The organism is Streptomyces sp. NPDC008137 (genome assembly GCF_042957035.1).
GTDB lineage: Bacteria > Actinomycetota > Actinomycetes > Streptomycetales > Streptomycetaceae > Streptomyces.
Map to the genome: position 1 here is coordinate 206,722 of NZ_JBIBHN010000008.1, position 15,544 is coordinate 222,265.

The 15,544-nt window shown below is 71.3% G+C and carries 12 protein-coding genes and 1 riboswitch; of the genes, 8 read left to right on the forward strand and 4 right to left on the reverse strand.

All coding sequences use genetic code 11. The features are described from left to right. Positions 1-10: 10 nt before the first annotated feature. The 5 genes from ACFZBT_RS16025 (at position 11) to ACFZBT_RS16045 (ending at position 7,134) form a co-directional block, all read left to right on the forward strand. Entirely contained in the window at positions 11-1,270 is a 1,260-nt protein-coding gene (locus tag ACFZBT_RS16025; RefSeq protein ID WP_391103388.1) for a DegT/DnrJ/EryC1/StrS family aminotransferase, read from the forward strand. Next, positions 1,263-3,530, forward strand: a complete 2,268-nt coding sequence (locus ACFZBT_RS16030; protein ID WP_391103391.1) for a lipopolysaccharide biosynthesis protein — start codon at positions 1,263-1,265, stop codon at positions 3,528-3,530. Before ACFZBT_RS16025 ends, ACFZBT_RS16030 begins: the two co-directional genes overlap by 8 nt. A gap of 228 nt (positions 3,531-3,758) precedes the next feature. After that, on the forward strand, positions 3,759-5,564 hold the full coding sequence (locus ACFZBT_RS16035; RefSeq protein WP_391103393.1) for a glycosyltransferase: 1,806 nt from the start codon (positions 3,759-3,761) through the stop codon (positions 5,562-5,564). After that, the gene (locus ACFZBT_RS16040; RefSeq protein ID WP_391103396.1) at positions 5,561-6,013 is read left to right on the forward strand and encodes a hypothetical protein; all 453 of its coding nucleotides are present in this window, start codon (positions 5,561-5,563) and stop codon (positions 6,011-6,013) included. The genes ACFZBT_RS16035 and ACFZBT_RS16040 overlap by 4 nt, the downstream gene beginning before the upstream one ends. Continuing rightward, on the forward strand, positions 6,010-7,134 hold the full coding sequence (locus tag ACFZBT_RS16045) for a glycosyl hydrolase (protein ID WP_391103399.1): 1,125 nt from the start codon (positions 6,010-6,012) through the stop codon (positions 7,132-7,134). Before ACFZBT_RS16040 ends, ACFZBT_RS16045 begins: the two co-directional genes overlap by 4 nt. A gap of 51 nt (positions 7,135-7,185) precedes the next feature. On the opposite strand, the gene ACFZBT_RS16050 is transcribed toward ACFZBT_RS16045, so the two are convergent. The 3 genes from ACFZBT_RS16050 to ACFZBT_RS16060 form a co-directional block, all read right to left on the reverse strand. Then, positions 7,186-7,941, reverse strand: coding sequence for a polysaccharide deacetylase family protein (locus tag ACFZBT_RS16050; protein WP_391103401.1), 756 nt, complete (start codon positions 7,939-7,941; stop codon positions 7,186-7,188). An 83-nt stretch (positions 7,942-8,024) separates the two neighbouring features. Beyond that, positions 8,025-9,356 (reverse strand): glycosyltransferase, encoded by a 1,332-nt coding sequence (locus ACFZBT_RS16055; protein WP_391103404.1) that lies wholly within the window; start codon positions 9,354-9,356, stop codon positions 8,025-8,027. A 94-nt stretch (positions 9,357-9,450) separates the two neighbouring features. Next, the gene (locus tag ACFZBT_RS16060) at positions 9,451-10,521 is read right to left on the reverse strand and encodes a GNAT family N-acetyltransferase (RefSeq protein WP_391103667.1); all 1,071 of its coding nucleotides are present in this window, start codon (positions 10,519-10,521) and stop codon (positions 9,451-9,453) included. Positions 10,522-10,707: 186 nt separating this feature from the next. Between ACFZBT_RS16060 and ACFZBT_RS16065 the strand changes: the two genes are divergently transcribed. Next, positions 10,708-11,556, forward strand: coding sequence for a Cof-type HAD-IIB family hydrolase (locus tag ACFZBT_RS16065; RefSeq protein WP_391103407.1), 849 nt, complete (start codon positions 10,708-10,710; stop codon positions 11,554-11,556). Here ACFZBT_RS16065 and ACFZBT_RS16070 read toward each other — a convergent pair. Next, positions 11,520-12,284: a LysM peptidoglycan-binding domain-containing protein gene (locus ACFZBT_RS16070; protein WP_391103410.1), complete on the reverse strand. Its 765-nt coding sequence runs from the start codon at positions 12,282-12,284 to the stop codon at positions 11,520-11,522. The two genes, ACFZBT_RS16065 and ACFZBT_RS16070, sit on opposite strands and share 37 nt — an antisense overlap. A 5-nt stretch (positions 12,285-12,289) precedes the next feature. Beyond that, positions 12,290-12,465: riboswitch (cyclic di-AMP (ydaO/yuaA leader) on the reverse strand. Positions 12,466-12,966: 501 nt separating this feature from the next. Between ACFZBT_RS16070 and ACFZBT_RS16075 the strand changes: the two genes are divergently transcribed. After that, positions 12,967-13,977: a polyprenyl synthetase family protein gene (locus ACFZBT_RS16075; protein ID WP_391103412.1), complete on the forward strand. Its 1,011-nt coding sequence runs from the start codon at positions 12,967-12,969 to the stop codon at positions 13,975-13,977. A gap of 232 nt (positions 13,978-14,209) precedes the next feature. Next, entirely contained in the window at positions 14,210-15,502 is a 1,293-nt protein-coding gene (locus ACFZBT_RS16080) for an outer membrane lipoprotein carrier protein LolA (protein ID WP_391103414.1), read from the forward strand. The last annotated feature ends 42 nt before the right edge of the window (positions 15,503-15,544 follow it).

The window sequence follows — 15,544 nt, forward strand, 5'->3', positions numbered from 1 at the left end:
AGGGGGGCGGATGGCCATAGGGGAGGCCGGTCCGGGCTCGGTACGGCGTGGTCCACAGCCGAAGCGGCTGGAAGAGGCCATGCGCGTCCGGCTCGGCCGGGAATGTGTGTATGTACCGTCGTGCCGTTTCGGGCTGTACGTGGCGCTGCGCCACTGGTGCCCGCCCGGCGGACGGGTGCTGATGTCGCCGGTCAACGACGACGTGATCTTCTTCGTCGTGCTCGCGGCCGGACTGCGTCCGGTGCAGGCGCCGTTGAACCCGCTCGACGCGTCCATCGACGTCGATGCCGTGCCCGAGGAGACATGGCGCTCGGTGTCGGCCGTGCTCACGACGAACCTGTACGGGAACCCGGACCCGGCGCCGCGCCTCAGGCAGAAGTGCGACGCGCTCGGGATCCCGTTGTTCGAGGACGCGGCGCACGCCATCGGCAGCAGGGTGGGGGACCGGCCGGTCGGGGCGTGGGGGGAGGCGTCCGCGTTCAGCCTGTCCAAGCATGTGGGTGCCAAGGCCGGAGGCATGCTCTCGCTCGCCGATCCGGGACTGCGGGAGGCGGTGGAGAAGACCTGCGCGGGGCTGCTCGTCCCGCGCCGGGTGAGCTCCGAACTGGCTTACGCCGTCCGGCCGCTGGCGGAGGCGACGGTGCGCGGGCTGCGGCTGCGGCGCGCCGCCTGGGCCGCGATCCGGCTGCTGGGCCTCGCGGACCGCGAGGAGATCCGCATGCCGCTGCGCCCGGACGAACTCGCCCTGGCCGAGCGCCGGGCGCCCGGACTGGAGGCGCACCACTCCTGGGTGCGGGTCGACATGCACGACTACCGCCAGGAGTCCGGCCTGCTGCGGCTGCGGCGCATCGGCCGCAAGCTCGACCGGCTCGACGATGTGCTGGACGCCTGCCGGGCGGGCACCGAGCTGCTGCTGTCCACGCCCTGGGCCAAGCCGCGCGACGCGTACGGCACACAGCCGCTGTTCCGCGTCCCGCTGTTCGTGGCGGACCGGGACGCGGCGATCGCGGCTCTGGCACGGCAGGGCATGGTCGTCGGCTACCTCTACGACCCGCCCCTGGACGACTACGCGGGTGCGCAGTTCACCGACCCGTCACCGGCCCCCGAGGCGGCCCGCTGGTTCGCGCGGCACGCGCTGCCCGTGGACCCGCTGCGGGCGCGGACGGCCGTCGAGGTGCTGGAGCGGTCCGGGGCACGACCGGTCGAAGCGCCGGGGGAGCTGCCTGGGAACAGGCCGACACCGGGAGGGCTGGGTCAGTCCCGTGGCTGAGATCCAGGTGCACGAGCCCGCCCCCACGCGTGCCGGAGGGGGCGGGCTCGAGCCTGCCGACAGCGGACGTACGCACGACTCACTGTTCAAGAATGCCTACTTCCTCATGCTCAGCACCGGCGTGTCCGCCGTGCTGGGCCTGGGATTCTGGCTGGTCGCCGCCCGCTACTACTCCGAGGAGGCCGTCGGCCAGGGATCCGCCGCGATCGCCGCGATGCGGCTGCTCGCCAGCATCACGGCGACGACGATGATCGGGGCCGTCGTGCGCTTCGTCCCGCGCGCGGGCCGGGAGACCGGGCGCCTGGTGTGGGGCACGTACGCGGCCAGTTCGCTGATCGTGGCGCTGGCCGCCGCCGTCTTCCTGCTCACGCTCGACGCCTGGGGAGCGTCGTACGCCCCCCTGGGCACCCCCATGGCGGGGGCGGTGTTCGTCGCGGCGTGCGTGGCCTGGGCGCTGCTCACCCTCCAGGACGGCGTGCTCACCGGACTGCGCAAGGCGGAGTGGGTGCCGGCCGGTAACGCGGTGTTCTCGGTCGGAAAGCTGGCCCTGCTGGCCGTCTTCGCCGGCACACTGCCCGTCCTCGGCATCTTCGTCTCCTGGGCGGTGGCGATCGCCTTCTCCACCCTGCCGCTGGGCTGGCTGATCTTCCGCAAGCTCATCCCGGGCCAGGCGGCACACGACCGCGAGAAGGAACCTCCGAAACTCCGCGACATGGGCCGCTTCCTGGCCGGGGACTCACTGGGCGCGCTGTTCAGCCTGGCCATGATCAACCTGTTGCCGGTGATGGTCGCGGTCCGCTTCAGCGCCGCCGAGAACGGCTACTTCTACGTGGCGTACACCGTCGGCGGCACGATGGAGTTCATGGCCATCAACATGGCCTCGTCCCTCACCGCGCACGCCTCGCACGACCCGCGCCAGCTGGCCGACGGCGTCCGGGGCGCCCTGCGGCGCATGACGCTGCTGCTGGTCCCGGTCGTGGCCGTGCTGGTCCTCTTCGCCCCGTACATCCTCACGCCCTTCAGCCCGGACTACGCCGAGCACGGTTCGACCGTGCTGCGGCTGCTCGCCCTCGGCGCGCTGCCGCGGGTCGTGGTGGAGCTGTACATCGGCGTGCTGCGCGTCCAGGGGCGCACGGGTGTGCTGGCCGCGCTGCAAGGCGCCATGTGCGCCCTGGTGCTGGGCAGCGCGGCCATGCTGTTCACCCCGGCCGGGATCGCGGGCGCCGGCTGGGCGGTGCTGCTCAGCATGACGCTGATCGCCGTCGTCTCCACGGTCGGGCTGCGCGCGGCACTGCGTCACAACGACAGCGCGCCCCCCGCCCGTACACCCGACGACCCCTCCTACGGCACCCGCTGGGCGAAACTCAACGCCACCGCCGGCTACGGCACGACCTGGGCGCGCCGGGCCGCGTACCAGCCCAAGGACGGTGACCAGGCGAGCGACCAGGACACGGTCACGCTGTTCATCGGGCGCCCCGGTTACGAACGTGAGGCGTTGCAGGCGGACACCCTGGCGCTGATCGTGCGCCCGGAGGGACCGACCCGGCAACCACCACCGCACGAGTCCGCAGCAGCACTCAACGGCCGGGAGCCACAGGAGCGGCGGCTCGCAGGCGCCCTCTGGAGCCTGCTCGGCGTGGCCGCCGTCTTCTTCCTGGCGCCGCTGCGCGACCTGCCCTGGCTCGACGACGCCTCCGAAGCCGCACTGACCGGACGTCAGCTGCTGGAGGGGCTGCCGTTGCCCTCGCTCACCGCAGGGGGCCTGCTGCTCGTGGTGTTCGTCGCCGCCCTCACCCTGTGCACCCGACGCGACCCGTGGCTGCCCGGCACGGCGCTGTACGCCGCCCTGCTCGCCCTGTACACCGCACCGGTCGCCCTCGGACGGGAACCGCGGCCGGTGGACGGGGCGTTGTACGAGAAGACGGCCGGCTTCCTCGCGGACACACTGGGGCTCGACGGGCCCGAGGCGCTGCTGCGCTGGGCGCCGCCGGTCTGCCAGCTGCTGTGCCTCGTGCCGCTGTGGCTGCTGCTCGCGAGCGCGGGCGGGCGGCTGACGTGGCCGGGGCGCTGGGGGGTTCTGTATCTCGTCGCGGTCGGCGGCTGGGTGTGGCGCGACGCGCTCGCACCCGTCGCGCCGCCCCTGCTCGTCGTCCTCGTCCTGCTCCTGCCGCTCCGCCGCGCCGCGTCGGCGTGGACGCGCTCCCGCTCCATATCCGACCGACCGGCCGACGGACCACCGAGCCGCCGGCCAAGCGACTGATCACGATCCAGCGCCGAACCAACACGACCCAGCGCCGAACAGAGTCGAACAGAGCCGATTCGCCAGGGGGGAACCACCGTGCGTCCGCCAGCAACTCCACGGGAGAGATCCACGCCAGAACCCACACCTGCCCGGGACGAAGCGGACTCGTCGGCTCCTCACCCCGAGATCTCCAGCCAGTCCTCCAGCCCCTCTTCCTCGGAGTCGTCGAGCCCCGCCCATGAGCCCGTGACGGACCTGTCCGATCTGCCTCCCGTCTGGCCCGGGCGCCGCGCCCTCGCCTGGCCCGGCGTGCCGCTGTTCGCCGCGCTCGCCCTCTGGGCGTACGCGGTGCGGCACACCGATGTCTCGCGGCTCGACGACTACGGCTTGGTCACCGCGCTGCACCCCACCTTCTGGGCCGGCCTCGCGGTGCTCACCACCGGCTTCTGGTTCACCGTCCGCGATCCGCGCCGGCGGGGCGGCTGGGCGGCGGCGTACGTCCTCGGGCTGCTGGTGATGGAGCGGGCCACCCAGGCCGTGGTCTACCCGACCCCGCTGTACGCCTGGGCGTGGAAGCACGAGGCGGTCATCGACCATCTGCTGACGGCCGGCGGTCTGCAAACGGCCGACCAGGTCGGCGACATGGCGGTGTACGACCAGTGGCCGGGCTTCTTCGCCGCGCAGGCCGCCCTGGTGCGGCTGCTGGGCGTGGACTCGACGGCGATGTTCATGGCCTGGTGGCCCCTGGCCTCCAGCCTGATGCTGCTGCTCCCGCTGCTGCTGATCTACCGCACCTTCACCGAGGACCGGCGGCTGATCTGGACCGCGGTGTGGCTCTTCTACGTCGCCAACTGGGTCGGGCAGGACTACTTCTCGCCCCAGTCCGTGGCCTACGCGCTGCATGTCGGCGTCCTGGCCGTCGTCCTGCGCCGCTTCGGCCGGTCCGCGGTGCGGCGCGGGCAGCCCCGGCAGGCCGTGTGGACGGTGGTGATCACCGTCCTGCTGGTGGCGATCGTCATCTCCCACCAGCTCACACCGGGCATGCTGGTCGTCTGCCTGCTCGCCCTGTGCCTCAGCCGCCGCTACCGCGACTGGGTCCCGGTGGTCACGACCGTCGTGATCTTCCTCGCCTGGTGCCTCACGGCGGCGCTGCCCTTCCTGTCCGCCGCGATGCCGGACATGATCCGCTCCATCGGCGACGTCGGAGCCAACGTCGAGACGGGGTACGGCGCCACCCCGACCGGCACCGGAGCGATCGCGACCTCCTGGGCGGCCCGGCTGCTGTCCGGCTCCGTCCTGCTGCTCGCCGCCCTCGGCGTGCTGCGCCAACGGGTGCTGCGGCACCGGGCCAGACCGCTGCTGCTGATCGCCGCCGCCCCGCTGCCGATGTTCGCGGCCAGCAGCTACGGCAGCGAGATGATCTTCCGGGTGCTGCTCTTCATGCTGCCCGGCGCCGCGTTCTTCGCCGCCGCGGCGCTGCTGCCCAAGGTCCGCACCCTGGCCGCCGACGCCGCCGCCCGGGAAGCCGGCAGCCGGCAGGCCGCCTCCCCCAAGGGCCCGCTCGGCGTCTGGCTGCCGCTGGCCGCACTGCTCGGCGGAACCCTGGCGTTCGTCCCGGCCTACTCGGGCAAGGACCGGATCAACTACTTCCCGCCGCAGGAAGTGGCCCTCGTACGGCAGCTGTTCGACCAGGCGCCCGACGGCTCTCTCGTCGTGGCGGCCAACCGCAACTACCCGCTCGCGTACGACTCCTACTGGAGCGTCGACCACTACTGGTTCCTCGACGACGCCCGCAGTCATGTCGACCGGATCGTCCGGAAACCGGCCGCCACCCTCGCGAGTGACATGGCCGGAGTGGAGCGGCCGGCCCGGGCCTACTTCCTGCTCACCCAGGGGCAGTTGGCCAACTCCGAGATGAACGGCCAGCTCACCAAGGCGCAGCTGGACCGCGTCCGGAAGTCCGTCGCCGCCTCACCGCGGTTCCGGCTCGTGGCGCAGAACAGCGCCGGATGGCTCTACGTACTGAAGCAGTCCGAGGGAGCGGAGCGATGACACCGCAGGATCTCGTGGTCCGGATGCTGCCGCCGTTCGGCGGCTGGCTCGCGCTCGCCGCGCTCGCCCTGCCCGGCGGATCGCCGCTGCGGGGCGCCGCGGTCGTCCTCTTCCTGGCGGCCGGTCCGGGCGCGGCGATGGTCAGAGTCTGCGCCCCCGCACTGGGGGCGCGGCCCGCCGAAGGGCCCGTCGAGCGCCGGGACCCGGACTTCGCACGCCACTCCGACCTGCTGGAGCGGCTGATGCTGGTGCTGTTCACAAGCATCGGTGCCGTGATGCTCGTCGCGACCGTCCTGATCGCCACGCACGCCTTCAGCGCGCAGCGGGTGCTGCTGACACTGACTCTCCTGACCACGCTCGCCGCGTTCTGTCCACCGCTGCGCGCCTCCCCGCAGTCGAGCACAGCGGCGAAAACGACGCCGAGTACACCGAAGGGTTCCGCTCCGTGAGGTTCAACCGTCCCCACCGTCCCTTTCGCCGCGACCCGAACACCACGACCGAGGAGCGGCCGGCCGCCGGCCCGTTCGCGTCGAGCCGGCGCCGTCTGCTGATCACGTCCGCCACGGTCGTCAGCGCGGTCCTGGTCGGCGTACTCGCCCTCCGGGACGCCTCCGGACCGGACCCCCAGGGCGCCGGTTCCAGGGCGGACTGCCGTCCCACGGCACTCCTGGAACCACCCTGCGGCGCTTGGTTCGGCGCGTTCGTGCCCCACGAGCGCGGCGACCTGCCCGAGAAGGTGCGCGCCTACGAGAAGCGCGTGGGCCGTGAGCTGGACATCGTGTACACGTACCACGACATGTCCCTGCCCCAGGGCACCCGCCGCGAGGGACAGCTGCTCACCCCGGAGGAACGGCGCGTCGGCGAGGACCACCTGCTGCTGCTGTCCTGGGAGAGCAAGTGGTGGGGTGGCACGAAGAAGCAGCAGCCGACCTGGAAGCAGATCGCGTCCGGTGAGCTGGACGACAAGGTCATCGACGTCCAGGCCCGGCGCATCAAGGACTACGGCAAGAAGGTCTTCCTCTCCTTCGACCTGGAGATGGACACCCGCACCCCGGACAACGGCACCCCCGCCGAGTACGTGAAGGCGTACCGGCACATCCACGACCGGTTCCGCGAGCTGGGCGTCGACAACGTGGTCTGGACGTGGATCACCACCGGCTACCTCGACCACGCCGACGAGATGAAGCGGATGTATCCCGGCGACGAGTACGTCGACTGGATCGGCTACAACCAGTACAACTACTACCGCTGCCACAACACGCGCTGGATGACCTTCGCTCAGACCCAGAACGCCGCGCACGACTGGATCCGCGCGAACATCTCCGACGACAAGCCGCTGATGCTCTCCGAGTTCGGCACCGCCGAGGACTCGGCCCGCCCGCAGCGGCAGGCCGAGTGGTACGCGCAGGTGCCCGGGGTGCTGAAGGGCCTGGAGGGCGTCAAGGCCGCCCTCCAGTGGAACTACCGCGACCCCGGCCCGCACTGCGACCTGGCGCTGGCCAACGACGCGGCCTGGGACAGTCTGCGCGAGGCGGCCGCGGACCCGTATCTCAACCAGCCGCTCAAGTAGCCCGAACCAGCCGCTCAAGTGACCCACCGCGTGGCCCACCGCGCGGCCGGGTCAGCCCGCGAACTCGGGCCCGTGCACGACGGCACGGGCCCGCCGGTACCACCGCCACCCGATCGTCTTCGGCCCGTCGCGGTACGGCGCGACCCGCGCGCCCGCCCCCGCCAGCCAGCCCTCGACGTCGGCGACGGTGTGGGTACGCCGGACGATGAGCCGCGCGATGCGGTACCGCTCGTCGTGGTCGGAGCTGAGCGCGTGCCGCACGGCGGTCGCCGTCTCGTAGCCGGCCCGGGCCGACATGGCCCGCACCCGCGGGCTGTTGTAGCCGTGCGGATAGGCGAGGTGGCGCACCTCGTGGCCGAGAGCGTCCTCCAGCACGGCCTTCGACGTGCGCAGTTCGTACGCCAGGTCCTTGCCGGACAGGGTGTCGAGCTGCGCGTGGGTGACGGTGTGGCTGCCGATCTCCATGCCGGAACGTTCCAGCTCCGCCGCCCGGTCCAGGGTCATCATCGGGGCGGGCGGCAGCAGACTGCGGCCGCCCGGGGTGATGGCGCCGGTGGTGAGATACGCGGTGGCGGGCAGGCCGCGGCCGGCCAGCGTCTCGGCGGTCGGGCCGGGCAGATCGGCGAAGCCGTCGTCGAAGGTGAGCAGCACGGGCCGGGGCGGCAGGGACGCCCGCCCGGCCAGATGGTCGGCGATCGTACTGATCGTGACCGGCGTACGGCCGCTGTCGGCGAGCGCGTCGAGATGGGCCGCGAACTGCCGTGGCGTGACCGTGAACTCGGCGATCCAGCCGGGCGGGTCGTCCATCACCGCGTGGTACAGGAAGACGGGGATGGCCGGGGTCCCCGAGGGCGATATCGGCCTCGGGGACCGCGTACGTGCCGACGTCCTCATCTCGCCCCCCGAAGCGTCGCGCCGCCCGCCGCGCGCAGCGCCCGCCGCGCCCGCACATAACCGACGGGCCCGTACAGCATCCCCCTGCGCTGCAACCGCGACAGCCGCCGCGGCCAGGGATGCGTCCGCGTGTCGTGGTCGCCCGGCGCCCCGCCCCCTTCGGTCTCGCGTACGGCCGTCAGCGTCCGGGCGTGGGCGAGGCCGCGGGGCAGCCGCGCGAGGAACGCCGGCAGCAGCGCGGGGCGGTTCACCAGCACCGCGGTCAGATAGGCGGTGAGCCCGGCGCCGTAGCCGTACGCCTGGGTCTCCAGGTCCTGCCAGGTCTCCCGGTGGTGATGCCACACCAGTGCGGACGGCGTGTAGCGCAGCCGGTGACCCTGGGCCAGCACACGGACGAAGCCGTAGAGGTCGTCGCCGCCCCGGGCGGCCGTACCGGCACCGGTGGCCGGGTCGAAACCGCCGACGGAACGCAGCACCGCCGTACGGAACGCCATGTTCGCGCCGGAGCCGAACCGCCCCGCCGTGAACGGGAACAGCGGTTCGTCGCCCGGCGGACGCGCCGGGTCGTACGTCCTTGGAGTGAAGCCCTTCGCGAAGCCGCCGTGGCTCTCCAGCAGCATCTGGGCGGGGGTCGTCAGCCGCGCGGGCAGGATCAGCCCGGTGGCGCAGCCGAGTCCGGCGTCGGCGGCGAAGGGCGCGGTCAGTTCGGTCAGCCAGCGCGGGTCGGCGACGACGTCGTCGTCGGTGAAGGCGACCACCTCGCCCCGCACGGCCGCGAGGCCCGCGTTGTGCGCGACCGCGAGGCCGGGCACCCGCTCGCACACGTACCGCACGCGCTCGGCGTACTTCCGCTCCACCAGCTCCCGCGTCTCGTCCGTCACGGGCGCGTTGTCCACGACGACGATCTCGAACCGCGGATGGTCCTGCGCCAGCAGCGAGTCCAGCGCACGGGCCAGCTGCCCGGCCCGCTCCCGGGTCGCTACGACGACACTGGTGTACGGAGGCTCACGGAGCTCACCGGGCTCACCGAACGCACCGGCTTCCGCGCGTGCGGAAAGAAGGGGCGCACACTCCGCCCGCGCCAGCCCCTCCAGCACACCCCGCGCGTCCGCCCCCTCCGGCACCCGCCCGAGCAGCGTGCCCACGGGCCGTCCACCCCTGCGGACCAGCACGAACACCTCGCCGTGTGTCACCGGCGGGCTCCCCGGGCCGGGTCTGAGCACCGCCTCGTCTCCGTCGAGGCCGTCGAGATCCAGCTCAGCGACCTGCACCGCCCCGATGTCCAGGAACCGCCGTATCTCCTCCCGCGCACGCGTCGAACGAGCCATGCGCCCCTCACCCCCCACTCGTGTCGGTACGAACTCGTGCTCAGGTATGAACTCGTTCTCAGGTACGAACTCGTGCTCAGGTACGAACTCGTCCTCAGTTACGGCGCAGCCGAGCCGCGCCCTTCAGGGTCCGCGCGGCCAGCGCCGCGAGCCGCGGCCTGGCGCGGACGAAACTGTGCGCGCGGCGCGCCGGCTCGCGGCTCAGCCAGTGCAGTGCCGCGCCCGCCCCCGGCCGCGTCACCGCACCCTCGTACACGGGCAGCTCGCCCGTCTTCAGCGCGTCCTTGTACTCCGCGGCGCCCCGCCCCAGGTCGAGCATGCCGATGCCCTCGGCGGCCGCCGCCTCGGCCATGCGCAGATGCAGCACCAGACCCGGCGAGTACTTCGCGAACTCCGGGTCGTAGGCCGGGAACCAGCAGGCCAGGACGGATGCCGAGCGCAGTCCGAAGTGGGCGGCGACGGGCCGCCCACCCGCGTACAGCACGGACAGCGTGCCGCTGCACTCCGGTGCCCGGGTCCGGGCCAGCCGTCCCACGAGGCGGGTGATCCACTCCCGTGCGAAGCGGTCCTGCCGGCCCGTCCTGCGGTACTGCGCCGACTTCCACTCCATGAGGGTGCGCAGCGCGGCCGGGTCGCGTTCGTCGAACACGAACCGCGTCTCGCCGGCCTGCCGGCCCAGCCTGCGCTCCTTGGCCAGGGTCGTCTTCAGGAACTTCGGCGACTGGGCGCGCAGCACCGACTCGTAGGTCTCGTAGCCCTTCTCCACGTCGATGACGTAGGCGGCGTGCTCCTCGGCCGCGTACCGGACGAACAGCCGCTGCTCGGCCTCCAGGTTGTCGAAGGCGAAACTCGACACCGAGCAGGCCCTCAGGAGCCGGCCCGTGTCCAGGTCCAGGCCCGGCCGCAGGATCGCCCCCTGTGCGTCCGAGACACCGAGCCCGATCGCCCGGCCCTGGCCCAACGGCCCTCGCTCGTACGGCAGGAAACCGACCGGTTCCAGCCCCTCGTACACCACCGCGACCCGTGCCCCCGGCCTCACCAGACCGACGGCTTCGGTGAACTCCGGTTCCATGAAGGGGTTGCGCGGTGTCTCGGAGGCAGCGCGCAGTGCGCGCCAGCGCTCCCTCTCCCCTTCGCCGAGTTCCCCGGGCCCAGCCACGCGAATGCGCCCACTGCTCAACCTGACCCCCCGATCAAGTCCCCCCTGGACACTTGGAAGGTACCGCCCGAGACGGCCTCGACGGTAGGTAGCGGACCATGTTGTTGCCAACTGGTGCAGAGGCCTTCAACCGGGCAATCGGTGTCCACTGCGCGATGAAACGAAGGGGCGCGCTGTCCGTATTCTCAGATCATGGCCGCACCCATCGCATATTCACTCATCGCCACCGACCTGGACGGAACGCTGCTGCGCGGCGACGACACCCTGTCCGACCGGTCTCTCGAAGCGCTCGCGCGGGTGGCGCACGCCGGTGCCCAGCACCTCGTGGTGACAGGCCGGCCGGCACCGCGTGTGCGACCGCTCCTCGACGACCTCCGCTGCACGGGGCTCGCGGTGTGCGGGCAGGGCGCGCAGGTGTACGACGCCGGCGCGGGCCGACTGCTGTGGTCCATCACCCTGGACCGGGAACTGGCGGAGACCGCGCTCGGCAAGATCGAGGCCGAGGTGGGGGAGGTGTACGCGGCGGTCGACCAGGACGGGGTCGACGGGCTCACGCTCATCGAGCCGGGCTATCTCATGCCGCACCCGACCCTGCCGGCCGTACGGGTCGAGCGGCGCGACGATCTGTGGGGCGAGCCGATCAGCAAGGTGCTGCTGCGCCATCCCGCCCTGTCGGACGACGAGTTGGCGGCGACGGCCCGTTCGGTGGTCGGATCGCTGGCGACGGTGACGATGTCGGGGCCCGGCACGGTCGAGCTCCAGCCGTGCGGCGTCACCAAGGCGACGGGCCTGGCGCTGGCCGCCGAGCATCTGGGGCTGCGGCCGGCGGACACCATCGCCTTCGGTGACATGCCCAACGACATCCCGATGTTCGACTGGGCCGCCCACGGCGTCGCGATGGCGAACGCCCATCCCGAACTCAAGGCCGTGGCCGACGAGGTCACCCTGTCGAACGAGGACGACGGCATCGCCGTCGTCCTCGAGCGACTGCTGGGCCAGGCGGCTCAGTACGGGCCGTTGACGTTGTCGATCGAGCCGTAGCGGTCGGCCGCGTAGTTGCAGGCCGCCGTGATGTTGGCGACCGGGTCGTACGGGTCCCACGACGTGCCGTCCACGTGGTAGGCCTGGAACGTCGGGTCGATGGTCTGGAGCAGACCCTTGGACGGGGTGCCCTTGACCGCGTTGGAGTCCCAGTTGTTGATCGCCTGGGGGTTGCCGGACGACTCGCGCATGACGTTGCGGTAGATGCCGTCGTAGGACCCCGGAATGCCCTTCTGCGCCATGATGTCCAGCGCCTCGCGGATCCACCCGTCGAGGTTGTCGGCGTAGGTCTTGGCGGAGGCCTGGGTGGCCTTGGCGACGCCACCGGCCGGCTTGGCCGCGGACGACTTGGCCGCCTTCTTCGGGGCGGCGGCCGCCTTGGTCGTCGACACCTTCAGCTTCAGGCCCGGGTGGATCAGCTTCGGGCTGTCGCCGATGGCGGAGCGGTTGTCCTTGTAGAGCTTCTTCCAGCCGCCCGCGACGTCGTACTTGTCCGCTATGCGGTAGAGCGTGTCGCCCTTGGTCACGGTGTACGTGAGCGACTTGGGCTGGGCCGCCCGGTCCACGGACTGCGCGACGGCGGGTGCGCTCTGCGGCGCCTCGGCGGCGCTGGCGATGGTGGTTCCGAGCAGCGGGAGGGTCAGTGCCGCTCCGCCGGTGCCGGCGATCGCGACACCTCGGGAGAGCGGGTTGGTTCTGGGGCGACGGTGCTTGCCTCGTCCGGCCATGGCGAAATTCCTCTCCGGCGCCTGCGAGGTGAGCTGTCGGGTTCGGGCCGGGAGGTGCCCGGCCGCGTACGGCGGTGTACTGCCGTACGCGGCTTCACCCCGAGCCGTGCCGCTGTGCGGACGGCGACTTACCTGGGTCCCCCGCTCCTGCCCTGCGTGAGTGAGTCGGTTCGTGTGGGGGTCCGGGCGGCGGCAGGATTCGGCGTCCGCCGGACAGGCCGGGAACGTATGCGAGAGCACATGTCGGGAACAAGCGCCGGAGTCACATATCGCGCGGTTGACCTTGGTCAGGGGCGTTCGGTCCGCTTGATCCTTTGCGAGAGCCAAGGCTCAACTGGCGTTCGACTGAAGGAGGTACGGGTCGATGCCGGGGTGGCGCGACAAAGGGGTTAACGTGATTCAACTCACTGATCACAAGCCTGTGGGGCAATTACCGTCAAAGGTAATTTGCTCAATCGTCATGGCAAATCGTGAATATCTCACTATCGGCTGGTAAGTCGACAAATGTCTGTTCTTATGGCCCGATCGAAAACATAACGGTCGTGATCAGATACCACCCGGCCTGTAACCATGGGCGCTGGCAGTGATCGAAACGTGACCGGATACGCTGACTCGAGTGATGGCAGCGACCTATCGACAATCCGCGTAATCACCGGCAGACACAGCAGACAGGAGACCCCTCGTGACCGACGTCGGGCCGTTCGGGCTGAGCGTGCGGGACCAGGCTCTGGAAGCCGATGTCCAGGCCGGGTTGGCGGCTGTCGAGGAAGGCTTGTTCGAGGCCACCAAGAGCGAGGTGCCCTTCATCACGGAGGCCGCCCAGCACCTGGTGCGGGCCGGCGGCAAGCGGTTCCGTCCGCTGCTCGTGATGCTCTCCGCCCAGTTCGGTGACCGGTACGCGCCCGGGATCGTGCCGTCGGCCGTCGTCGTGGAGCTGACCCACCTCGCCACGCTGTACCACGACGACGTGATGGACGAGGCGACGGTGCGCCGCGGGGTCGCGAGCGCGAACGCCCGCTGGGACAACTCCGTCGCGGTCCTCACCGGCGACTTCCTCTTCGCCCGTGCCTCGCACACCCTGGCCGACCTCGGTCCGGAGGCGGTGCGGGTGCAGGCCGAGGCGTTCGAACGGCTGGTGACCGGGCAGATCCTGGAGACGGCCGGACCGCAGGACGGCCGCGACCCCGTCGAGCACTACCTGGACGTGCTGGGCGGCAAGACCGGTTCGCTGGTGGCCGTGTCGTGCCGGTTCGGCGCGATGATGTCCGGCGCCGACGAGACGACCGTGGACGTGCTGACCCAGTACGGCGAGCGGCTCGGCGTCGCCTTCCAGCTCGCGGACGACGTCCTGGACATCGCCTCCGACTCGCACGAGTCCGGCAAGACGCCCGGCACCGATCTGCGCGAGGGCATCCCCACCATGCCGGTGCTGCGGCTGCGCGAACGGGCGGCCCGGCTCGGCCTCGCGGACGACATCGCCCTGTGCGAGCTGCTGGACTCCGACCTCACCGACGACCAGCGGCACGCCGAGGCCCTGCGCCTGCTGCGCGCCCACCCGGCGCTGGACCAGGCCCGGAAGGACACCGTCCGCTACGCCCAGGACGCCCGGTCGGCGCTGGCCCCCCTGCCCGAGTGCGCCGCGAAGACGGCACTCGTGGAGCTGTGCGACGCGGTGGTACACCGGGCGGGCTAGCCGGTTCTTTCCGTGCGTCCCCTACGGGTCGGGGGAGGAGCCGCCCCTCCGTGTCATACCCCAGCAGTACGTGGAGTTGAGTCCGGGGTCTGACGCATTGCCCTGGCCGATTTGGTCAGATGGACACCAGGGAAAGACACCACTCCTCACCTGTTCGGGTGAGAATGGCGGCTCAGGGACGAGTGCGTGGACGACACGGACAGCCGCCGCCGACCACGGAGGTAGGGCACACATGGCACCGTACGCATCCGACGACAGCACGACCGCCGGAGAGGTCGACGAGCAGCGTTCCGGACGGCGCAAAGCCGCGCGGTACGTCGTACCGGTCACGGTGATGGGGGTGGCGGCCGCGACGATCGGGCTGGTCCCCGCGCTCGCCGACTCCGGTGACCCCGACCTCCCGAAGATCACCGCACAGCAGCTCATCGAGAAGATCGCGAAGTCGGACGTCCAGCAGCTGTCCGGCACCGTGAAGATCAGCACGGACCTCGGACTTCCGGACCTCGGCGGCCTGGAGAGCAGTCTGCTGTCCGGCGCCGCGAGCCAGGGCGAGGGCGGCTCCTCCGCCGACCCGACGGCCAAGCTCACCGAACTGGCCTCCGGTACGCACACCCTGCGTGTCGCGGCCGACGGCCCGGACCGGCAGAAGCTGTCGCTGCTGGAGAACGCCGCCGAGTACAGCATCATCCACAACGGCAAGGACGTCTGGGCCTACGACAGCAAGTCGAACGAGGTCCACCACGGCACGGCCGCCGAGAGCGGCAAGGAGAGCGGCAAGGAGAACGGCAGGGACCAGCAGCCGCCGGCCACGCCGAAGGACTTCGCCGAGGAGGCCCTCAAGGCCGCCGACGACACGACCTCCGTGACCGTGGACGGCACCGCCCAGGTCGCCGGCCGGGACGCGTACAAGCTGCTCATCAAGCCGAAGCAGTCCGGCTCGACGGTCGGTGCGATCACCGTGGCCGTGGACGCCGAGACGGGCACGCCGCTGAAGTTCACGCTGACCCCCGCGGGCGGCGGCTCCGCCGTGGTCGACGCGGGGTTCACCCAGGTCGACTTCGCCGAGCCCGCCGCGTCGACCTTCGACTTCACCCCGCCGAAGGGGGCGAAGGTCACCGAGGAGAAGGCGTCCGAGGAGAGGGCGTTCGAGAAGAAGGCGTTCGAGGAGAAGGCGTCCGAGAAGAAGGCGTTCGGCAAGGCCGAAGCACGCGAGCACGCCCCGAAGTCCCTCCCGAAGTCCGATGAGGACCTCGGCAAGGGCCTCGACGGCATGAAGACCATCGGCGAGGGCTGGAACTCCATAGCCACCTTCGACACCGGCGGCGAGGGCGTGCCCTCCGGCAAGGACGCCGGCGAGCTCGGCGGCTTCATGGACTCGCTCGGCGACAAGGTCACCGGCAAGTTCGGCTCGGGCACGGTCTTCTCGACCCGTCTGGTCAACGCCCTGATCACGGACGACGGCAAGGTCTACGTCGGCCTGGTCACCAAGGACGCCCTGGTGAAGGCGGCCGACGCCGGGAAGTGAGTCCTGCCGTCACGGGACGCGGACAGGACGCAGACGGGACGC